Below are 21681 nucleotides of genomic sequence, written 5' to 3'. Positions count from 1 at the left end.
CCTTTTTTAGAATTTTCGTCTTTAACTTTCACAGATAAACTCATTTTAACTTACCTACCATTCTTTTTTGTTTTGTAATAAATCCAAAAGTTTCAGCCATAACATCTTTAGGAGATGTTATAATCATTTTCAAAATATTTTTAGCTGAATCTATTATTTTTCCATCTCTTTTATTAGCTATAGCCATTACTGCATAGTGTCTGAATTTTATAAACCTTTTTTCATTATTGTTGAACAAATGAAAATAACGTTTTTTATACTCGTATAAGTATTTTTCTCCAATGATTTTATTTTTCCCCACAGAAATACTTTCATTAGAATGTCTGTATGCTACAACATGGGCTTGAGCAAAGTATCCGATATTCAATTTTTTTTCTATACTTCTTAACATTAAGAAGAATTCTTGACCCATTACTACTTTTTCAAACCCACCAATTTCTATTAATTTTTCTTTTTTATACATAAAAGTTGGTGTTCCAGTAATATGACGAGTAAGGTGATACCTTAATAAATGATTTGTTTCAAAGTTAGAGAGTTTACTAAATTCTCTATAATCTATTACCTTTTCATCTTCATTTTTTATTATTAAATCAGCAAAACTTAAATCTAAATTTCTCTGTATCATAAACTCTAATTGCTTTTCAATTTTTTCTCTTAAATATATATCATCATCGTCTAAAAAGGTTATATACTCACCATTTGCAGCTTCTATACCTTTATTACGCGCCAATGAACCTCCTAAATTTACTGGATTATCAATTAATACTATATTATTAAACTGCTTATATTCTTGTTTAATAGCATTATTAATTTCTGACTTATGATCTGAATCAGGGGGGTTATCATTTACTATAATTATTTCAATATTTTTATAAGATTGATCTAATAACGACTCAACTGTTCTTTTTAAGAATCTAGGTTCTCTTTTATAAGTTGGAACGATAACACTAACTAGTATTTCTTGCATATTCTTTAGTGCCCCTTACTCGATATTTTATTTAGTATATGTTAAATTACCAAAAATCTTTTTTACAACAGGTGTGTTTTTTAAAAAAACTTTCACCATAACACCTAACACCTTAGAAAGGTAGATACTCCTTCCATTTTCAAATGCCATCTTTTTTACTAATTCACTTGTATTTATGTAAGCATCATCTTGAGGAAGAGATATTCCTTGCAAGTGACAATCTATACCTTTTTTTATCTCCTTTACAAGTATTTTTACATTTATCGCACTTCTTTCATTATCTATTAATGGAAATACAGGTATATATGTACTCAATTTTTTCAAAAGGGTATAGTTACCAGGACAGTTTTCCCCATATACCATAGGTGGTCTTAAGATATATACCTTAAAGTTATCTTGCTCTAAATCAAGAAGATATTTTTCTGCTAAAAGTTTACTTTCACCATAAAAATTCTGAGGGTTTGGAAAAGTATTCTCATTTATACTAATTTTCCTTTCCAAGCTTCCTATTTCACCATATATTGACATGGTACTCAAAAAAATAAACTGTTTTATTCCTTCATTTTTTGCTTTAATTGCTAATTCACGAGTTAACTCTGCATTAACTTTTATATATTGTTGCTGAGGTATTTTATTTTTCTTTTGATGGACAATTCCTGCTGCATGTACGATAACATCATATTTTGAAAAATCTTGTTTTTTCCATTCTTCACCTTTTACACTCATTAACTTGACCTCGTATTGATCAAAGTTATCTGTAAGTAGGTCAGCAAGATTCCTTCCTATATAACTATTAGCTCCTGTTATAATTATTTTTTTCACATTTAACTCTCCTTGTCTCTCGAACTTTCTGTTTGAGAGGCCCCTTCCACAACGCCTTCACTTCTTAAAACTGATACAATTGTCAAGAAAAAACACTTTATATCCATTAAAGGAGATAAATTTTGAATATACTCACCATCAAGTAAAGCTTTTTGCTTAATTGGTAGCTCATCTCTTCCGTTAATTTGTGCCCAGCCAGTTAGTCCTGGCCTTACACTATTAGCCATATATTTATCTCGCTCTTCAATTAAATCATACTGATTCCATAATGCTGGTCTAGGACCAATAATACTCATACTGCCAGACAATATATTTAAAATTTGAGGCAATTCATCTAATGAAGTTTTTCTTAAAAAACGTCCTGTTTTTGTGATATATTGCTCTGGATTTTCTAATAAGTGTGTGGGCATATCTTTTGGAGTATCTACCTTCATCGTCCGAAATTTATAAATATAAAAATGTGTTTTTCCTCTTCCTATTCTCTTTTGTTTAAATAGAACAGGGCCCTTAGATTCTAATTTTATGGCTACTATAATTGTTAAAAAAAACGGCGATAGTAGTATAAGCCCTATTAAAGAGAATAAAAAATCAAAAATATGTTTAATTTTTAGATACAATTAACACACCTACTCTCATACTGTATGAAGATACATTGAAGTATCTCCTGTTTTTTTATTTGCTACTGAAATTAAGATTTCCTTCATATCAGTCTCCGAACCCTCTTGAAGTTGTTTCAATAGTAATTCCATCTCATATGATGGAATGGGAGTTGCTTTACCAATAAAAATCTTTTCAAATATTTGTTCCTTTTGAATTTCATCTTCATTTAATAATTCTTCAAACAACTTTTCTCCAGGTCTCTTTCCTGTAAAAGTAATCTTCATTTCATCTTCTGAATATCCGGAAAGTTTTATCAAATTTTTTGCTAAGTCTACGATTTTTACAGGTTCTCCCATATCGAGAACGAATACTTCTCCACCTTTTGCCAAAGTACCGGCTTGAATTACTAATCGAGAAGCTTCAGGAATAGTCATAAAATACCTTGTCATTTTTGGATCAGTAACAGTAACTGGTCCTCCTGTGGCAATCTGATGTTTAAATAGAGGAATGACACTGCCTCTTGAACCAAGGACATTACCAAATCTAACTGCAGTAAATATTGTTCTACTTTCTTTAGCTAAATTCTGAATAATCATTTCCGCAAAACGCTTTGTTGCCCCCATTATATTTGGGGGATTAACTGCTTTATCAGTAGAAACAAGAACAAAATTCGATACACCTGCCGAATGTGCAGCTTCTGCAACATTTTTAGTTCCAAAAATATTATTTTTCACAGCTTCCATAGGGTTTGCTTCCATCAAAGGAACATGTTTATGGGCAGCTGCATGATACACAACGTCTGGTTGATTGATCATTAGAATTTCGAAAATTCGGTTACGATCCTGAACATCTGCAATTATTGGCAATAGTTCAATACTATTTCCATACTGTTTACGTAATTCCATATCAATTTTATAAATTGAATTTTCACCGTGACCTACTAAAATCAGACGACTTGGACTAAATTTGCATATTTGACGGCAAATTTCAGATCCAATTGATCCACCTGCACCTGTTACTAATATAGTTTTTCCATAAATGTTTTTTGCAATGCTTTCCATGTCTAAATTAACTGGTTCACGACCTAATAAATCTTCTACTTGTACTTCTCGGATTTGATTTACTTTCACTTTTCCAGTCATTAAATCTCCCAATAGGGGAAGTATCTTAATTTCCGCATTAGATTTTGAACATTCCTCATATATACGCTGAATTTCATTTCTACTTAGTGATGGGATAGCTATGATAATATGATCAGCTTCAAATTCATCCACTAGTCGTATAATTTCTTTAACCCCACCGAGAACTGGTACATTCATAATTTCTAGATGATGCTTTGTAAAATCATCATCTATAAACCCAATAGGTTTCATTTTCAATGATGGTGTTTGCTTAAGTTCTCGTACGACCATTGTACCTGCTGCTCCAGCACCGATTACTAAAACTTTCTTATAGTGCTCTTCTTCTTTTACTAAGTATGTATCTCGATACATACGCCATGAAAATCGAGAACCACCGATTAATAAAATATGCATCATCCATGTAATAGCAAGTGTTCTAGTAAAAAAGCCTCCAGACATTATAAATTGGGCTATTCCAGTTAATATGATAGAAAAAGATACAGCTTTCATAATTGCTACTAGCTCGTTAATACTCGAATATTGCCATACTTTTTTATATAATCCATAATAATGTGCAAAAATGTGGTGACTAATTAATAAAATTAATGAGCTAGCAATTAAAATTGGTGAAAATATATTCCACGTTGTAGGAACCAGTAAGAAATAACTTACAAAGATTGATGTTATAACAATAACTGAATCTACTCCCATAAGATATAAAATTCTTTTTTTATACGTCAAAACACTCAACTCCTCTTCATCATTACATCTATTCTCTTTTTTAATGATAGATTTTCTTTCAATATCTTCTGTATAAATAGATAGCCCCCTCACTTTTTAACCCTGCATTAGCTAGTAAGTATTTAAAGAAAATGGTCATTACTTTAACCTATTCAATCACAATCACTCATCTAATTTTTTACAACCTGCATGCTTGTTAAGCTCGACTTTTCTCTTCTCTATAGTTCTATTCACCAATATTTTTATTGATTGAAGCTGTTCTAAATTTGCATCTTGACGAATATACCTCACAGCTTTCTTAACTGATTTTGGTAATGATTCAAATTTATCCATAAAACCAATCCTTTTTTGAAATTAAGAATCTACAAACATAAACACTTAGCAAAAAGCTATGGAGCACAACTCTTTGCTAAGTGCTTATTAAATATTAGGGCATCTAACCCTTCCTCACACTTTACTACCGACAACTATCGTGTCTAAGGTGACAATGAACCACCACCCACAGTACAGCCGAGTACCTCCTTTGATAGTGGTTAGGAGATATCACCATTATTTTCTCTTTGTAACTATTATTGGATATTAAACTAATTTAATTTTTAAAAAGAAGAAAGCTTTCATATACTTGATCTATTAGTAGTTAGAAAATCCCCAAAAACTTTTTCTTCTTCACCTTCTCAGGCGTATCTCTAAAACAAGCGCTACCATTTACAACCGCTTCTGCATTTTCTTGAAATAGATACAGCATGTCCATTCCATATTCAGCAGAAATAAGCTCACTTGCTTCTTGCATGTGAAAGTTTCGTCCTGAAATGTTATGAGCATCTGATGCAATCATGTGTGTTAAGTTTGCATCAATTAAGTCCATAGAGAATTTTTTAATTTTTTTACCGAATCGCCCTGTTAAGCTAGATGCCGTAACTTGCGTCATAGCCCCTTTGTTAACGAGGTTGTATAAGATATCTGGATCTTCTATTAAGCGCCTGTTTCGCTCGGGATGCACAATAATTGGCGTTAGCCCTTCTGCTTGAACATCATAAAGCAAACGTTCTGTAAACCGCGGGACTTGGCTTGATGGAAATTCTACAAACACGTATTTATTAGTAGAATTTAAGGTGAGAATCTTACCATTTCGATAGTCTTCGATCATTTCTCCGTATATACGACTCTCTTGACCTGGTAATATTGTAAGAGGAATATTCTCTTGAAGCAGGCGTTCATTTAACGCGGCAACTCGTTGTAAAATCTCATTTTTTTCATTTATGTATTTACCGTTTTGATGATGAGGGGTTGCTACAATCGTATGAATTCCTTCTGATACCGCTTGTCTTGCCATATCTAAGCTGTCTTCCATTGTTTGTGCGCCGTCATCAATACCAGGTAATATATGACAGTGAAGATCAATCATTCCTTAAAATCCCCCTTATACCTAAAGACCCATAAATTCTACTTCATACTTATGAAATACTACCATAGGCATAAAATAGGTTCAATGTCTTATTTTGTCGAAAGTTATCAAATAACCCGGAAATATACTTTTTATGCCGGTATTTGTATTTAAAATGAATCTTATTGTTCATTTCAAATGTTATAATTATATATTAAAAACCTCACATAATCTAGATGAAAATAAAAAAATACCATATCATTCTATTTTATTCCTAATATTCATTTTATCAGTTAAAGTCTTACATTTATTGAGACAACTGAATTATTTTATGAAAAAATTCTAATAAATCAACCTTTTTTGATTAGCTGTTTTGAAAACGCAACCATTGCTATTAATATAATGTTTTGTAAATAATTTAGAAACATTTAATAGTTAAATAAACCCAATCCAGATTAGGTATTTAGACTAGTTCCGAAAGAACATTTCATTAAATTCTTGCATTTCTCTCTTCATTTCTTTATCATTAAGTGAAAATTTTGTAGAGAAAAGAGTTTTTTTATTATGTTAAAACGTGCTTTATTAATACTTCTGCTTTTAGCTATTTCAAAATTCTCCCACACACCGCACTTATTAGTAACCGATCCTTCTACATGGACAAATTCTTCTGTTTGGAATCATAACGCTACGCTCTGGTCCATTTTGCATCCGGACAGTGAGTTTTATACTTCCTATACATACGGATTTGATGTGGAATTTATCCTTCGAAAAATCGCCCATCTTTCTTTTTTCGGCGTATTAGGACTGCTTTTTTACTGGAATTTAAAGGAACAGCGATATCGTTATGTGAAAGCTTGGTTTTGTCTCGCAGCATTTGCTTTTTTAGATGAAGTTCATCAGGCTTTTATCATTGGCCGAGACGGACGGATTGTGGATGTAATGATTGATTCGTTCGGAGCAGCTGTAATGTTGTTTGTATTGTATAAAGTGAGAAAGTCTTCGACGCGATAGGTTTATAGGCGTTGTCGAAAGAATAGATATACACATAAAAAAGCATAAGGCTAGTGCCTCATGCTTTTTTATGTGCATATCATATTTTCTACTGCACTCATTACATTTTCTTGAATTTCCTGCAACCGCTTCTCACTTCTATTCTCTGTCGCTTGCTTCACTCCAAAATAAAACTTCACTTTCGGCTCCGTTCCTGACGGACGAACCGCAAACCACGAGCCATCTTTCAGCCAGAATTTAATGACATTTGAAAAAGGTAAATCGATTGTTTCTCGCTGCGCTGTAAGTAAATTGATTCGCTCCCCGCTTTGGTAGTCCTCAATTTTTTCAACCGCTGCGTCCGCTAGTTCTGTCGGAGGATTCTCGCGGAATTGGTTAACGATTCGACCTATTTGTTCAGCTCCGTCTTTTCCTTTTAGTGTAAGGGAGGTAAGAGACTCTTTGTAATAGCCGTATGTTTGATAAAGTTGGGTTAATCCGTTATACAGTGTCATTCCTTGCTGCTTGTAATAAGCCGCTGCTTCAGCAATCATCACCGCTGCCTGCACGGCGTCTTTATCACGGACAAAGTCACCTATTAAATAGCCGTAGCTTTCTTCGTAGCCAAATTGAAAGGTTTTCGTTTCTTCTTGATTATACTCTTCGATTTTTTCTGCAATGTATTTAAAACCTGTGAGTGTATCTATCGTTTGAACACCGTAATCCTCTGCAATGACACGTCCTAATTCTGATGTAACAATCGTTTTAAGCATCACGCTGTTATCTGGGAGAAGCCCTTTTTCTTTTTTGTGTGACAGCATATAATGCAGCAATAATGCACCAGTTTGATTCCCCGTCAGAAGTACGTAATCACCGCTGTTATTTTTTATAGCTACTCCTAACCGGTCAGCATCTGGATCTGTAGCAAGCAGCAAATCTGCACCTGTTTCTTTTCCATAGCGAATTGCTAGCTGAAAAGCCTGTGCTTCTTCCGGGTTAGGAGATGAAACGGTTGAAAAGTTAGGATCTGGATTTCTTTGCTCATCCACAATAGTAATGTGTTGAAATCCAACGTTTTGAAGTGCTTGCGGCACAAGCGTTTGTCCCGTACCGTGAAGCGGCGTATAGACAATATGTAGGTTCGTTTTTGCCGCATTGTTGTTTAGCTGAAGGCCTTTTACATAGTCCAAGTACACTTGATCCAAATTTTCTCCGATATAGCTTAATAGATTCTGTCTTAAAAGTTCATGTTCTTCTTTTACTTCCAGCAGCAGTTCATTTTCAATTTCATTCATATGCGTAACGATAACATCAGCCGCTGTAGGAGGAAGCTGTGCTCCGTCTTCTCCGTATACTTTATAGCCGTTGTATGCTGCTGGGTTATGGCTCGCTGTAATCATAATGCCAGCGTAAGTGCGAAGATAACGGACGGCAAATGATAATTCTGGCGTTGGGCGCAGTTCTTGGAATACATAGCTTTTAATTCCGTGCGCTCCCAATGTTTTGGCTGCTTCTAGTGCAAATACTGCTGAACCATGGCGGGAATCATATGCAATCACGACTCCTCGTTTTTTGGCTTCCAGGCCTTTTTCTTCGATGTATTTAGCAAGTCCAGCCGTGACTTTTCGAATGGTATAGATATTTATGCGATTAGGTCCCGCACCAAGCTCCCCTCTCATTCCGCCTGTTCCAAACTCCAGCTGTTTATAAAACGCATCTTCTCGTTCACGTTCGTTCATTTCAGTCATTTGTTTTTTTAATTCACTTGGCAGCTCTTTATGAGTACTCCATTTCTTCCATTCAGTTTTCCACGTCATGTTCATCTCTCCTGTCTTATGTTTTTCTTGCTTTTATTGTGAATGGCTTGTGTGAACTCTTTATGAATTGGCTTATATACCTCATAGACAGAGACTTGTTTCTCCTTTACTCTTTATATTCTTTATAAAGAACATTTTTCGATTTAATATACACAAAAGAACTTTATATACGTTATAATGAACAAAACAATATGAAGAGGATGAACTGAAGTGATAGGAGAAAAAATTAAGAATTTGCGGTTAAAGCAAGGTTATTCAATGACTCGCTTGGCTGAAGAAGCTCATATTTCAAAATCATATTTATGTCATTTAGAAAAAGGCCTTAACAGTAATCCTTCCTTAAAAATGCTTGATAAAATTGCTTCTTCTCTGCATACAACCATTGATTATTTAATTGATCCAGAAATTAGCATTGAAACGGTACCTTTAAAGCCGAATCTTAACAAAGAATGGCTTCAATTAATTGAACAAGCAATCCAAGATGGCATGACACGAGAAGATTTTATTGAATTTCAGTGTTATTTGAAGTTCCGTAAAAAGAACTAGCATCCTCAATTAACTAATTTTTCGAATTTTTTGTGATAATCGACTCATTTCGACATACTAGACAACTATTTTCTTGTAAAATAACTTTGAAATATATAATGAAATGAATATTACAAATTATCCAGATAAGGGCAAAACTATTGAAAAATAGTGACGCAAAGCTTCAGGTCTAAGGCCGCTTCCGGCTATGATGGCTGGGTTCCCTGGCAAAGGGTGGATGAATCGTAATGAAAAAAGAATATGTACTGTCAATGGATCAAGAATGGGTAAGTCTTATGGAAGTAGCTCGCAAACTGGGGCTGACCATCGAAGAAGTCCGGAGATTTTTATCGGAGTTTAAGCGGAAATAAATTAAAAAAGCACGCTCTGATCTGAGCGTGCTTTTTTAATTTATTATTATTTTTCTAATGAATAAAATGTATGTTTTTCAGTATAGAGAAAGTGAAATACGCTCATATTAAATGCGAATTCCTTTTGGCTTACGTTGATCAAACGTATAAATCTCTGTAAATCCGCACTGTTTCGCCATTTCAACCGCTTCTTTCATATGAGCTCCTACGGTTTCGACAAAGTGTGAATCAGACCCAATCGTTAAGATCTCTCCGCCTAAATCACGGTACAGGCCAACAACTTCAAGGGCCGGTAGCGCTTCGCCTAGCTTCCCTCTTATCCCTGAAGTGTTAATTTCAATTCCAATATTGCGCTGGATTGCTTTTTTCAAAATCTCGGCAAAAATATCTTTGAATTGATGAAAGTCATAAATGCCGTATTGCTCAAACGCGTAGCGCTTCATTAAATCTAAATGAGCCAACACGTCAATATCCGCTCCGCTTACTAGCTTATACATTTCGTTAAAGTATGTGCGGTAAATTGCTTCTTTATCATTCAGCTCCAAATGTTTACGAAGCTTGATGTTATTAATATTGTGAACCGATCCTAAAATAAAATCAAATTTCTCTTGATTTATCGTTTTTTGATATTCTTCTTTCAAATAGTGCGGCTCACAAATTTCAATTCCTTTTTTAATCACTAACTGCCCTTGAAACTGATCTCTGCATTCAGCTAGTTCTCGTTCGTATTTATCAAAATCCATATGACCATATGTTGGTGCCAATGGATTTAATGAAAAGTGCTCGGTAAAACAAATTTCGTTGATGCCGTTTTTTACAGCTTGTTCACACACTTCTTTCATGACTGCCTGTGAGTCAAATGAATTGTTTGTGTGATGATGGTAGTCTACTAGATACATAATTTAGTCACCTCTCGTTTCATTATACATCTCTCTTGCCCTGACTGCACATAGAGACCCTTTCCCCCGCCTATCCCGCCTCTTTTCGCTCATAAAAAAAATTTCCACTAAAAAAAGACTTTTTTCCTCTTCCAGTAAACCTTGTTTTCTTATAAACTAACTTAATATAGCAGATGTTCTGACATACAACTTGACAAACGACTTTTACTTACAAAAGAGAAAGGAAATAAGAAATGGAAATTGAAAAGAGTTTTTCTCAAACAAAAAGCCCCTTTCTGTCTTACTTAAGCTCTTATACGAAAAAGATGAAAGGAGAACTAAAAGAAGAACCGAAAATCAACTATAGAGATGCAGTCGTTTCTTCTTTAGGAGGCTTAATTGCGATTATCATCAGCAGCTCGATTGCACTCGCGCTTGGATATCCAATGGCCCTTGCTCCGATTGGTGCAAGCTGCGTGCTTATCTTTGGCGCTCATAAAGGTCCCTTGTCACAGCCGCGCCACGTGCTTGGAGGACACTTGCTTGCGACGATTTCAGCACTTATTATTTGGAGTTTATTTCATCGGAGCCTCATTACGATTGCGATTGTACTTGCGTTTGTTCTTATTTTAATGATTCTTACCAAGACCGTTCACCCTCCCGCTGCAGCTAGCGCAATTGTAGCGATTAACACAGGGGCCGGCTGGGGATTTTTAGGGGTTATTATGATTTGTGCGTGTGTGATTGTACTAATTTCTACCGTGTATAACAATTTATTTCAAGATCGGCAGTATCCCAGGTATTGGGTTTAATACATAAAAAAGACGTCTCCTCATAGAAGACGTCTTTTTTATTTGTTTTTCCTTACTACACTATGTGTTTTGCTGTTTCAGGGTTCATTTAGTAGCTCTTACTTTACTTCAGTTGAACTAATAAGCTGGTAAACCCCTAGACTTCCATCAGATAACTCTTTTACTTTATGAATACTGTTAAATTTTTTGTATTTAACAGATCCGTCTCCGTACGAAATATCATACTCTTCTGTTGTATACACTTTATACATAGAATCATCAAGTTTTGTTACTCTATTTACGTTAAAGCTTAATAAATCTTCTGTTATTCCTTTTTTGATTAGGTAAGCTGTATACTCTTTTTGTTCCTTGTATTTTGGTCCGTTGGAATCGATATAAGGCTCTGCAATAGAGAAGTCTCCACTGTTGATTGATGAAATTGTAGCGTACATATATTGTTCAATAAAACTAGAAACTTCGCTAGTAGATACTTCAGAATCAGCTTTTGAATCTTCGTCATCCAACTGTTCTTCCTTAGAAGGAGCTAATGCTTCTGCCGTATTTTCTTCGTCAAAATTAAGCGCAATATCTTCTATTCCTTTTTTGATCGATACTTCTTCCGTTTTCTTTTCTCCAGAATCAAATTTACGTTTTGCATATACTTTTACAGAGCCATCCATTGGCAGTGGACCTAGATAATCAATATCGCCAATTTCTGTTTTTGTGTCTTTGCCATTAACGAACAGCGTCGCGTCATCATAATCTGAAGAAACGTATACCGCATGATCTGACCAATCAAATTCCACGTTCACATCTTCTCCGTTAGTGGCTTCAATCTCTTGTTCGTTTTCAACTTTTCCATAATCATTTTGAACTTCACCTTTTACCGTATGGGTCCCAGGTAAAAATGGTCCAATTTTTTTAGAAGAGTCACTGCTTACCGTTCCAGCTTTTTGACCGTCAATATATACCGCTGTCGCATCTTCTGTAGACTGAACTTTTGCATACACAGGGTTTACCTGTACCGTGTAATGATCAAAGATCCCCCATTTCTTTCCGTCTTGTTCTAACTTAGCGTATGAAGAGTGATCTTCGCTTGGAACTCCTGCTTCAAGCGCTCTGCTATCTGCCGCTAACCCTTCAGAGATTGATTTCATTACATTCGGATTTTCATGCAAATATGTAATAAATGCTTTTGTTTGCTCATCGTTGGCTTCTAGTTGAATTTGACCATCATTTACATATTTTTTTACTTTATCAACATCATTGCTCTTTACTGAAGCAATGAATTTTTCTGATACTGCTTTAGGAGCCATCATTGTTTTATCGATTCCGTAATAAGCTCCTCCTAATATCACAGCTGCTGCTATCACTGAAATCGCAATAACCTTTGTTTTTTTATTTGAAGGCTTTACCGAGTCTCTGCCCTCCTCTACTGAAGGTGATGCAGTTTCTACGTAACGCTGTGATTGTGCTCCTTCACTAGAAGCCGCTTTCCTTTCGACAGGATGTCCACACTCTGGACAAAATTCATGCTCATTTGTTAACTGATGTCCACACTCTTTACAATATCCCAATTTCTACACTCCTTTGTCATAATGGTATGAAAAAGCATCGCTGTACACGATGCTTTCTGTCTGCTTAAAATAGGTCATTCAATTCAGTGCTGTTTCCCATTCTTGTAATAATGGTTTTGGCTTCTTCTCCTAAGCCATTCGCAATGAACGTCAGCACAATCGTAATTACTACATACACAATAAGAGTGCTATAGATACGATCAAGTCCAGTTGTTCCGCTTTGCTTAAAGCTAGCAATCGTAAATGGAACCACAAGGAAAATACTCAACAAACCAAAATTCATAAAATAAGAGAAGTATTCCACATGGAGAAATGAAAGCACAAGCCCAATTAAAAGAAGAGCTGTTGGAATGATTAAAAACGTGCCAAAGCGTGAGAAAAATTCTTTAAAGGAAACGTCTACCTTTCCAAACTTTGCTGCAATATATGTTGCTCCAATAATAACCGCAAGTCCAATAAAAGTGAGAATTCCTTGCTTAAAGACAAAATCGGTAAAATTGAAATGAATAATGCTATTGATATCTGTAGCTTTTATCAAATCAGCACCCGTATTAAATTCCTCCAGGTCAGATGGAGCCATCTCTTCACTGATAATAGGCAGTTTGAACATGCTTCGAACAAACTGAATCAATAATAGCTTCCAGCCTACATACAGCATAATAGGTATACTAAGAGCATAAAGAATGACTGTAATAAGAGCATTAACAAATTGGCTTTCTCCTGCTGCTTGCGCTGTAGCTGTTGGATTTTTAATTCCTTCTGCAAAATAACTAAAAAATGATTTTGACACCTTTTTCGCCTGACGAACACGTTGATTAGGTTGTTGAGGCGCATACGCTGTTTGCGGCTGAGGTTGAGGCTGATATTCAGATGCTGCTGCCGTCTGGCTTGCAGCTGCCTCTTCTTTTAATCTATGACCGCATTTCACGCAAAACTTTCCGCCATCATTAAAATGGCCGCAATTTGAACAATTCAAATGCTCCTTCCTCCTTCAATATATTGTTTAAAATATAGTTATATAGATTTACCTATATATAATCTATATAATTCTATATTCATACCTTTTAGCATTATACACCATTTTTGGTATTTCAGGAGAGTTGTTTTCAGCAGATTAGCTTAAAAAGTTTCTACCCAAACTTCTTCGCGGAATCCTTTCTTTGATTTCTACATGCATGTTGCATATAAACCTTCCTTTTATGCTTTTAGTTCACCAATAAAACTATTTTATGCCTTAACTATCTTGTTTTAATTTTCAGAATTGTTTATACTCAAAACATCTTTGTTTTTTTAGAAAAGCAATGGAGGTGAATTTACAGCACGATTTATACATACTCAAGGGGGGATTTTCTATGTTGAAATTAATTGGGGTTTTGCTAGTGGCAGTGGGGTTTATATTTCGTCTAAATACACTGCTTGTGGTGACTATCGCAGGCATCGTGACAGGTCTTGTATCAGGCTTATCGCTTCATGAAGTGATTACGATGTTCGGACAGTTCTTTGTGGATAACCGCTATATGTCTATGGCTATTTTACTTACTCTTCCTATCTTCGGCGTGTTAGAAAAATACGGGCTGAAGGAACAAGCGGAAGTGCTGATTAAAAAAGCCAAAAACGCTTCTTCTGGAAATGTTTTACTTATATATCTTTTTATCCGTGAAATCTCAGCCGCTGTCGGTTTAAATATCGGGGGACATGCTCAATCCGTGCGCCCGTTAGTTGCACCTATGTCTGAAGGTGCAGCTCGTGCAAAATACGGAGAGCTTCCTCCTAAAGTAAAAGAAGATATTCGTGCTCATGCAGCGGCAGCTGAAAATACGGGCTGGTTTTTCGGAGAAGATATCTTTATCGCAACGGGTGGAATTCTCTTAATGAAAGGGTTCTTTGACTCCGTAGGTATTCACGTTGACGTCTGGGATATGGCGCTTTGGGGAATTCCGACAGCCATCTCAGCGCTGCTGATCAGTGCTATTCGTTTCCGTCAGTTAGACCGACGTATTCACAAAAAAATGACGAAGCACAAATCAACATCATCTTCAAAGACGGAGGCGAGCTAAATGAAAAGTATCCTGACACTTGATACGATTTACTACTTACTCGGTATTATTGTCGCTTTTATCGCGATTCGAATCGCACGTGACCCTAACCATCCTAACCGTTTAGGATCTTCTTTATTTTGGGCGCTGTTTTCCATTACGTTTTTATTTGGCAACGTGATTCCGCCTTTTTATGTAGGCTGCTTGGTGATTATTATGGTGCTGCTTGCTTCATTTAACCGCGTGACTAAATCCAATGAAGCGGAAACACCTGCTGAAGAACGAGTGGCTCATGCGCAAAGATTAAAAAACAAAATCTTTTTACCAGCTTTATTTATTCCTATTTTTACGATTATCGGTACTCTTCTTTTTGGAAAAATTAAGTTCGGAAACTGGGCGTTAATTGATCCAGAAAAAGTCACGTTAATTTCACTGGCAATCGCAGCTGTGATTGCGTTTATCGCTTCAATGGGCGTCACCAAAGCGAAAATGGACGTGCCTGTTAAAGAAGGAAGCCGTTTGCTTCAAGCAGTGGGCTGGGCAGTTATTTTACCGCAAATGCTCGCAGCACTTGGCGGTATCTTTTCAAAATCAGGCGTTGGAACAGTCGTCTCGGATATTGTAAGCGATGTACTGCCGACTAACCATGCGTTTGTTGCAGTGCTTGCTTACTGCTTGGGAATGCTGCTATTTACGGTTGTAATGGGAAATGCGTTTGCAGCGTTTGCCGTTATTACGGGAGGTATTGGACTTCCGCTGATTGTACACATGCACGGAGGAAATCCCGCGATTATGGCAGCTCTGGGCATGTTTGCTGGCTACTGCGGCACGCTGTTGACGCCAATGGCAGCCAACTTTAACATCGTACCTGCCATGCTGCTTGAATTAAAAGACAAAAATGCCGTGATTAAAGCTCAAGTTCCGATTGCGCTATCCGTTTTTGTTGTTAATACGCTATTAATGTACTATCTTGTATATCATTTTTAAAGGAGACGACTAGAATGACAATTGTATTACTAACCGGCTTTGAACCATTTGAAGGTGAAAGCGTTAACCCGTCTTTAGAAGCTGTCAAAGCTTTAGACGGTGTAGCTGTTGAAGACTATCACATTATTGCTAAATCTCTTCCTACTGTGTTTGGCGAATCGCTCGCAAAGCTTCATACGTATATAGAAGAAATCAGTCCTTCTATCGTCATTTGCGTAGGACAAGCGGGCGGCCGAGAAGGCATAACAGTGGAACGCGTTGCAATTAACGTAGACGATGCGCGAATCTCTGACAACATCGGCCAGCAGCCCATTGATCGCCCTATTATCGAAAACGGCCCTGCCGCATACTTTTCGACACTGCCAATCAAAGCAGCTGTCGAAAACTTACGCCAAGCAGGCATTCCAAGCAGCGTTTCTCAAACCGCTGGAACGTTTGTCTGCAACCACGTGTTTTACGGGCTCATGAACATGATTCAAAACTGCTCGATTAAAGGCGGATTTGTGCATATTCCTTACCTTCCTGAACAAGCTGTCAATCACCCAGGGAAAGCGAGTATGTCGCTGGATTTGATCGCGCAGGGACTGCTGAGCGTGGTGAAGACGACGATTTTGGTTGAAGAGGATGTTGTGGTTTCGGGTGGGGCTACGCATTAAATAGTAGTATTAACTTACAATTTTTTCTTGGTAAAAACCTGAACCTTACTCCACTTGTGAGTAAGGTTTTTTACAACTAAAAACGGCTATTTAAATTTATAAAATGTCTTAACTCTCTTAGTTTTTAGTGGAAATTTGATACGCTGTCTTTCGTTCTTTTATTAAATTATTATTATTTTGCAATATATAACATAGTTCTGTTAATTGATTCATAGATAAGCCTGTAATTTGCCTGCATTCGTACAAAAGGCGCAACTCATTTTGTTCTAATTGAATTTGATAGCTTTTTCTATTGGAAACAGTACGTTCAAGAAAGAACTGATGTTTAAAAAAGTGGTGATAGGTAACTCTATTTTTCAATTGTGGTAAAAGTTTCGGTAAATAGCTAAGGAAGTATCGTAAATCTTTTGTAGGTGAAGTTACAAGAATAGTAAGTGGTAAAGTAATAGTCGTTCTTTTATTTGATTGAAACGATGGTGATTTGGTTTTAGGTATATTAACCTTTCGAGACATACATGGGTGAATAAACTCGCTAACTAAGCTGAGAAAATAGAGAATTTGCTTCTGATCGTATATTACTAGCCTATTTTGGCTATCTAAAGAAAATGAAAGATGTAAATTTGTAAAAAGGATTTCAATTAGCTTTTTATTTTCTTGGTTACTAAAGCTATTTGTAGCAAGAATAATCTTCTTAATACTAGAATTGCTAACCTTTAAAGAACCATCATCTTGATACCACCATGCTAAAGTTAATGGTGAAAAATGAGCGTTTATAAATTCCACTGGCAGAGCTTTTTTACCGTGGGGATACCAGATTTCTTTTAATAATGAACTGACTTCCCCTACTTTTGATTGTGAGTAGTAGCTTTCACTATATCCATTTTTTAAACGCTGATCTATAACTTTTCGATACTTAGGAAATGATAACTCGATATGATCTCTTAATTGTTCATAGCAACCAAAGACCCACTCTTTATCTTTTAAACAATGGCTAAAGCGAAACCTCGGCCGACGTCCTTTTTCAATAGAAATATTGCCATCACCTAATAACTTCCCTACTATCATACATAATTGATTGTACGGAATTAACTCGCTCAATTGCTTTTCTGCATCCATTTATGTTCACCCTCCTTTAATAAGAACATTTGCTCTATTTTAATTTAGATTTTATATTTTTTCAATATTAAGAAATGTAAAACAGATAAACTCTCTTTAAAGTCATTTCATTGCTTTAATGTAAAAAACTTCTAAAAAAAAGAGACCTAGCAAAATAGCTAGAGCCTCTTTTAAATAATTTAAAATTAACGAAGAAGTTGTAAAACTCCCTGTGGTTGTTGGTTCGCTTGCTTTGCGACTGTACTTTTCAGTTACAGAATAGACTATATCTTCATCCATGTTTTTCATGGAGCTGGGCACTTCGAACAGTTTCACTGCCCTACGAGATTCATAGTCATAGTTTTCACCTTAGACCGTATTCTCTAGTCGTTGAACCTTCTCCAGAGTTTCCTCACAGGAGCTTGGCTGCTGATTATCCATTATACTATCTTCATCATTTTCAAACCATCACGCTTACCGTTTCTGATTACGTTGTGGTTGATAAAGCTTTAGGAAGTTCCAGCAGTTCACCCAGTTATTCTCTAGCTCGTTACCAAGCTAGACGCCCTTTAATCGGTTATCTCAAAAGTTGTAAAACTCCTTGAGGCAGCTGATTAGATTGAGCCAACATTGCTTGTGCTGCTTGACCAAGAATTGAATTCTTTGTTTGGTTCATCATTTCTTTCGCCATCGTGCGAACATTTACTTTCATAAATGACCAGACTATATCTTCACCCTCTTATAGAAGTAGGGGTCGGGCACTTCGGATTCACAATACTGATGGATACTGTTTCACCTATGGATTTCATCATCGTGAGCTTAGCTTTTAGATGGTCTACCCTAGTCGTTGAACCTTCTCCAGAGTTTCCTCACAGGAGTTTGGCTGCTGATTGCCCAATCTTTTCTTTTTTCAAACCTTCACGCTTGTCGTTTCCAACTACGTTGTAGCAAGAAAAGCTCTAAGGGGTTTCCAGCAATTCACCCGATTATAATCGCTAGCCGTTACCAGCTAGGACGACTGTGCTTGTTGCTGCTTATACAGCTAAAGCATAATCTACGTCACGGATACGAGATTCCGCAGCAGTTAAGTTTTCAGAAGATGTACTTAAGTTGTTAATTGTGTGATCTAGACGATTTTGAGTAGCACCGAGTTTTGAACGCTCAGCAGATACTTTTTGAATGGCTTCATCCATAACTTTAATCGCTACATTAGCTTGACCTTGGTTACCAACTTTAATATCTTTTACCCCTAAAGCTGAAGCACCCATGTCTTTGATAGCAAGATTGATGTTCTGACCAGTGTTTGCACCAATTTGGAATGTTGCTGAGCCATCAGAGTGGTCATTAGTTGCTTGAGTTGTTTCACTGAAACTAGATAGCGCATTTGTTGCACCTGTTTTTTCATTACCTGTTGAATCCTTAACAGTTAATGTCACTCCATGAACAGCACCTGCAGTACCATCTGCGGCTGCTGTTAACTCTACTTCTCCGTTAGCACTTACTGCTACATCAGTATCTGCGGCTGTATTAGTTCCACCAAAAAGTGCTGCAACATCAGATGCCGCTCCAACAGTAATAATATCCTGTTTAGTTGCACCATCTACCACATAAGAAACTTCAATTTTATCTCCTGCGACGATTCCTAAACTATTGCCATCCTTGTCTTGAAGGTCAGTTAATAAAGTAGTGGTTGCTATGGCTGCGCCTGAGTTACCTGCGTCTTTTAATACTCCTCCAGTGTTAACATTAGCACCTGCCGTAGTCGTCTTATCCATTGAACCATCTAGTAAGTTCTTAGTGTTGAATTGAGTTGTATCAGCAATACGATCAATTTCTTTTCCTAATTGATCTACCTCTTTTTGAATTTCTGCACGATCATCGTCTGTATTTGTATCATTCGCTGATTGTACAGAAAGTTCACGCATACGCTGAAGGATGTCATGCGTTTCATTTAAAGCTCCTTCTGCAGTCTGAATTAAAGAAATTCCATCCTGAGCATTTGATGAAGCTTGATCCAACCCACGAATTTGACCGCGCATTTTTTCAGAAATTGCAAGACCTGCTGCATCATCAGCCGCACTGTTAATGCGAAGACCTGAAGACAATTTCTCCATTGATTTGCTTTGTGCATTGTTTGCACTGTTAAACTGACGGTACGTGTTTAGCGCTGCAATATTGTGATTAATTCTCATTTTCCTTTACCTCCATATAATTGTTTTACTTCTTGGTTACATCCTTGTATGCAAGAAGTTTCTCGCTTACTGATTTATTCAGTGGGGAATAACAGTAATCAAACATAGATCCCTAGGACATATGTTCATACTATATATCGGCATTGAGGTTAAGTTGTTTACAGTCTCGGTTTATTTTCTTTTGAAATTTTATTTATGATGTTGCTAGGGTTAGATTTTGATAAGTTGCTATTTAAAGAATCATTTACTCCACTCCTTCAAAAACCACTTACACTCTTGTACAATACTTATAACCACTAAAAAGACAGGAGCCCCTATCATGCACAATCTACAACACATTTTTGAAACTCATAACTTTGAACTAACAAACGAAACAACAAAAGGACTTGAATACAGACATCAAGAGACTGAAGCTATTGTCTATTTACTGCCAACAAAAGAAATAAATCTTGTAGTGAGTCCTCTTTCATTTGATGTAGACTTAAGTCAAAGCGATGGAAAAGTTCATAGTACCGCTTTAAAACATTTTCCAAAGCGGTTAAACGGAGGAAAACAGCCGATTTCTTTTGGATATTCATTCAAGTTTCCAACAGCAGAAGCATTAAGTGATTTTTTACATACGTTGAACGACTAACAGCAAAAGAAGACAGGATACATAGTTACCCTGTCTTCTTACTTTACCTAACGATAAAACTAGTATTCTTATCTTATATTCTAAAAAGATATGTATTATTTAACTCTTACGGCATAGGCACTATACCGTGATAAACCATCAACGTACAATTGCGATAGAAATGGTTAACATTCAAAGAATTTAATTCTCCCTCAAAGTGACCAACAGCCTTAAAATACACTCCAATTATTATATTAATTGATCGTTTAAAAGAGTCTCCGTGACAGAGACTCTTTTTTTCATGTAATTTCATCTATTTGTCTCTAACATATTTAAGCTATTAACAGCTTAAATCCCTACCTCTCAACAAAAACTTTTTTTCTCGGCGAACTTCCAAAATCTTTTTTGATAGTTCATGACGTCGTCTACTGCTTGGAACAAAGTAGTCGGTGTTTTTCTTTTCGGCAAAACGTGCGGATCTTTCCAGTTCACATCTATACCGGTAAGCCCTTCAATAACTCCCATGGTTGCGATAGGAAGATATGCTAGGTTATATCCTCCTTCTTGTGCTACAATGAGCCTTCCTTCGCAATGTGTTTCTGCTAATTTCCGCATCTTGTTTGCCATATATTTAAATCCTTCTCTCGTTACCATTAAACGAGAAATAGGATCCAATGCATTTGCATCTTGCCCCGCTGATATTATGATAAGCTCCGGCTCAAATTGGCTAATAAATGGTGCAATAATAGATTCAAATACATATTGATAGCCTTCATCTCCAGTCATCGAAGGTACGGGTATATTTACATTGTATCCTTCCCCTTTTCCTTGTCCTACTTCATGTACCTGACCAGATTCTAATGGGAAATAATTTTCTTCATGAATGGAAATAACGAGTACGTCGTCACGTTCATAAAAGATATCCTGCGTTCCGTTTCCGTGATGAACATCCCAATCTAAGATGACGACTCTTTCTAAACCGTAATGTTCAATTGCATAAGCAGCGCCTACAGCCACATTGTTATAAAAACAAAAGCCCATTGCTTGATCTGAAGACGCATGATGCCCTGGCGGACGTATTTGAGCGTAAACTTTCCTTATCTCCCCGTCCTTCATTACTGTATCTACTGCTTTCATGACAGCACCTGCAGATAGCCTCGCAATATGTTCTGTTTCAGAAGATGCATAAGCTTCAGGTCCAATTTCCCTTGTTCCTGCTTTACATTCTGTCTGAACACGCTGGATATGGCTTTTGGTATGAATGCGAAGTAAATCTTCCTCCGTTGCTTCATAGGGTGATTGTCTAACTAAGTGCTTTGCTAAACCGCTTTTTTCAATCATTTCTTTAATCACAGTCATTCGATGCTTGTTTTCAAATTCTTCGCAAGGCTCTACTACTTCTCCACCTTCAAACATATACTGAATCTTGCCCGTGTCATGGCGTAAAAATCGTTTATCCCAAATCCAGCTTGTTTTATGTATCATTCTGTTTTGCTCCTTTCTTTTTATACTAGAAAT

At 36.4% G+C, this 21681-nt stretch carries 22 protein-coding genes, 1 pseudogene and 1 riboswitch; of the genes and pseudogenes, 8 read left to right on the top strand and 15 right to left on the bottom strand.

Going from position 1 to position 21681, the window contains the following annotated elements:
• Nucleotides 1–40 precede the first annotated feature (40 nt).
• The 6 genes from M3225_RS15045 to M3225_RS15020 form a co-directional block, all read right to left on the bottom strand.
• Nucleotides 41–967, bottom strand: coding sequence for a glycosyltransferase family 2 protein (locus M3225_RS15045; protein WP_251395014.1), 927 nt, complete (start codon nucleotides 965–967; stop codon nucleotides 41–43).
• A gap of 27 nt (nucleotides 968–994) precedes the next feature.
• On the bottom strand, nucleotides 995–1789 hold the full coding sequence (locus M3225_RS15040; RefSeq protein ID WP_251395012.1) for an NAD-dependent epimerase/dehydratase family protein: 795 nt from the start codon (nucleotides 1787–1789) through the stop codon (nucleotides 995–997).
• A gap of 2 nt (nucleotides 1790–1791) precedes the next feature.
• A complete protein-coding gene (locus M3225_RS15035; protein WP_285885584.1) occupies nucleotides 1792–2406 on the bottom strand; it encodes a sugar transferase in 615 nt (204 codons plus the stop codon).
• Between the two features lie 15 nt (nucleotides 2407–2421).
• The gene (locus M3225_RS15030) at nucleotides 2422–4251 is read right to left on the bottom strand and encodes a polysaccharide biosynthesis protein (RefSeq protein WP_285885719.1); all 1830 of its coding nucleotides are present in this window, start codon (nucleotides 4249–4251) and stop codon (nucleotides 2422–2424) included.
• 162 nt (nucleotides 4252–4413) lie between these two features.
• Nucleotides 4414–4584, bottom strand: a complete 171-nt coding sequence (locus M3225_RS15025; protein ID WP_251395010.1) for a hypothetical protein — start codon at nucleotides 4582–4584, stop codon at nucleotides 4414–4416.
• Between the two features lie 304 nt (nucleotides 4585–4888).
• Nucleotides 4889–5656 (bottom strand): tyrosine-protein phosphatase, encoded by a 768-nt coding sequence (locus tag M3225_RS15020; RefSeq protein ID WP_251395008.1) that lies wholly within the window; start codon nucleotides 5654–5656, stop codon nucleotides 4889–4891.
• A gap of 543 nt (nucleotides 5657–6199) precedes the next feature.
• On the opposite strand from M3225_RS15020, the gene M3225_RS15015 reads away from it, so the two are divergent.
• Nucleotides 6200–6646, top strand: a complete 447-nt coding sequence (locus M3225_RS15015) for a VanZ family protein (RefSeq protein WP_251395006.1) — start codon at nucleotides 6200–6202, stop codon at nucleotides 6644–6646.
• A 68-nt stretch (nucleotides 6647–6714) separates the two neighbouring features.
• On the opposite strand, the gene M3225_RS15010 is transcribed toward M3225_RS15015, so the two are convergent.
• Nucleotides 6715–8442 carry a phospho-sugar mutase gene (locus M3225_RS15010; protein WP_251395004.1) on the bottom strand — a complete coding sequence of 576 codons (1728 nt, stop codon included), beginning with the start codon at nucleotides 8440–8442 and terminating at the stop codon, nucleotides 6715–6717.
• A gap of 210 nt (nucleotides 8443–8652) precedes the next feature.
• Between M3225_RS15010 and M3225_RS15005 the strand changes: the two genes are divergently transcribed.
• Together M3225_RS15005 and M3225_RS15000 are read left to right on the top strand one after the other, a co-directional pair.
• Nucleotides 8653–8988, top strand: a complete 336-nt coding sequence (locus M3225_RS15005) for a helix-turn-helix domain-containing protein (RefSeq protein ID WP_016766484.1) — start codon at nucleotides 8653–8655, stop codon at nucleotides 8986–8988.
• 120 nt (nucleotides 8989–9108) lie between these two features.
• A riboswitch (cyclic di-GMP riboswitch) is annotated at nucleotides 9109–9195 on the top strand.
• A gap of 20 nt (nucleotides 9196–9215) precedes the next feature.
• Nucleotides 9216–9338, top strand: a complete 123-nt coding sequence (locus tag M3225_RS15000) for an anti-repressor SinI family protein (protein ID WP_251395002.1) — start codon at nucleotides 9216–9218, stop codon at nucleotides 9336–9338.
• 107 nt (nucleotides 9339–9445) lie between these two features.
• Here the strand turns inward: M3225_RS15000 and M3225_RS14995 are convergent, their stop codons facing one another.
• On the bottom strand, nucleotides 9446–10237 hold the full coding sequence (locus M3225_RS14995; RefSeq protein ID WP_251395000.1) for a histidinol-phosphatase HisJ family protein: 792 nt from the start codon (nucleotides 10235–10237) through the stop codon (nucleotides 9446–9448).
• A 233-nt stretch (nucleotides 10238–10470) separates the two neighbouring features.
• Between M3225_RS14995 and M3225_RS14990 the strand changes: the two genes are divergently transcribed.
• Nucleotides 10471–11028 carry an HPP family protein gene (locus tag M3225_RS14990; protein ID WP_116074413.1) on the top strand — a complete coding sequence of 186 codons (558 nt, stop codon included), beginning with the start codon at nucleotides 10471–10473 and terminating at the stop codon, nucleotides 11026–11028.
• 98 nt (nucleotides 11029–11126) lie between these two features.
• Here M3225_RS14990 and M3225_RS14985 read toward each other — a convergent pair whose 3' ends face one another.
• Nucleotides 11127–12584 (bottom strand): zinc ribbon domain-containing protein, encoded by a 1458-nt coding sequence (locus M3225_RS14985; RefSeq protein WP_251394998.1) that lies wholly within the window; start codon nucleotides 12582–12584, stop codon nucleotides 11127–11129.
• A gap of 64 nt (nucleotides 12585–12648) precedes the next feature.
• Nucleotides 12649–13560, bottom strand: coding sequence for a zinc ribbon domain-containing protein (locus M3225_RS14980; protein ID WP_251394996.1), 912 nt, complete (start codon nucleotides 13558–13560; stop codon nucleotides 12649–12651).
• A gap of 376 nt (nucleotides 13561–13936) precedes the next feature.
• Here M3225_RS14980 and M3225_RS14975 point away from each other — a divergent pair, with 376 nt between their 5' ends.
• From M3225_RS14975 to pcp, 3 genes are read left to right on the top strand one after another with little or no spacing between them, the layout of a single operon-like run.
• Nucleotides 13937–14641 carry a DUF969 domain-containing protein gene (locus M3225_RS14975; RefSeq protein ID WP_251394994.1) on the top strand — a complete coding sequence of 235 codons (705 nt, stop codon included), beginning with the start codon at nucleotides 13937–13939 and terminating at the stop codon, nucleotides 14639–14641.
• Nucleotides 14642–15607 carry a DUF979 domain-containing protein gene (locus M3225_RS14970; protein WP_251394992.1) on the top strand — a complete coding sequence of 322 codons (966 nt, stop codon included), beginning with the start codon at nucleotides 14642–14644 and terminating at the stop codon, nucleotides 15605–15607. It begins immediately after the preceding gene.
• 14 nt (nucleotides 15608–15621) lie between these two features.
• On the top strand, nucleotides 15622–16263 hold the full coding sequence (gene pcp / locus M3225_RS14965; protein WP_251394990.1) for a pyroglutamyl-peptidase I: 642 nt from the start codon (nucleotides 15622–15624) through the stop codon (nucleotides 16261–16263).
• Between the two features lie 117 nt (nucleotides 16264–16380).
• Here the strand turns inward: pcp and M3225_RS14960 are convergent, their stop codons facing one another.
• The 4 genes and pseudogenes from M3225_RS14960 to M3225_RS14945 form a co-directional block, all read right to left on the bottom strand.
• Nucleotides 16381–17379, bottom strand: a complete 999-nt coding sequence (locus M3225_RS14960) for an endonuclease (RefSeq protein ID WP_251394988.1) — start codon at nucleotides 17377–17379, stop codon at nucleotides 16381–16383.
• Between the two features lie 102 nt (nucleotides 17380–17481).
• Entirely contained in the window at nucleotides 17482–17667 is a 186-nt protein-coding gene (locus M3225_RS14955; protein WP_251394986.1) for a hypothetical protein, read from the bottom strand.
• A gap of 268 nt (nucleotides 17668–17935) precedes the next feature.
• Nucleotides 17936–18049: pseudogene (locus M3225_RS14950) on the bottom strand (flagellin); the annotation flags it as partial.
• A 343-nt stretch (nucleotides 18050–18392) separates the two neighbouring features.
• On the bottom strand, nucleotides 18393–19550 hold the full coding sequence (locus M3225_RS14945; RefSeq protein ID WP_251394984.1) for a flagellin N-terminal helical domain-containing protein: 1158 nt from the start codon (nucleotides 19548–19550) through the stop codon (nucleotides 18393–18395).
• Nucleotides 19551–19869: 319 nt separating this feature from the next.
• Here M3225_RS14945 and M3225_RS14940 point away from each other — a divergent pair, with 319 nt between their 5' ends.
• Nucleotides 19870–20184 carry a hypothetical protein gene (locus M3225_RS14940; protein ID WP_251394982.1) on the top strand — a complete coding sequence of 105 codons (315 nt, stop codon included), beginning with the start codon at nucleotides 19870–19872 and terminating at the stop codon, nucleotides 20182–20184.
• Between the two features lie 342 nt (nucleotides 20185–20526).
• On the opposite strand, the gene M3225_RS14935 is transcribed toward M3225_RS14940, so the two are convergent.
• Nucleotides 20527–21648: a class II histone deacetylase gene (locus tag M3225_RS14935; protein ID WP_251394980.1), complete on the bottom strand. Its 1122-nt coding sequence runs from the start codon at nucleotides 21646–21648 to the stop codon at nucleotides 20527–20529.
• Nucleotides 21649–21681 lie beyond the last annotated feature (33 nt).

This window comes from Priestia aryabhattai (assembly GCF_023715685.1).
GTDB classification, from domain to species: Bacteria; Bacillota; Bacilli; order Bacillales; family Bacillaceae_H; genus Priestia; species Priestia aryabhattai_B.
This window is presented reverse-complemented; position numbering and strand designations above follow the sequence as displayed.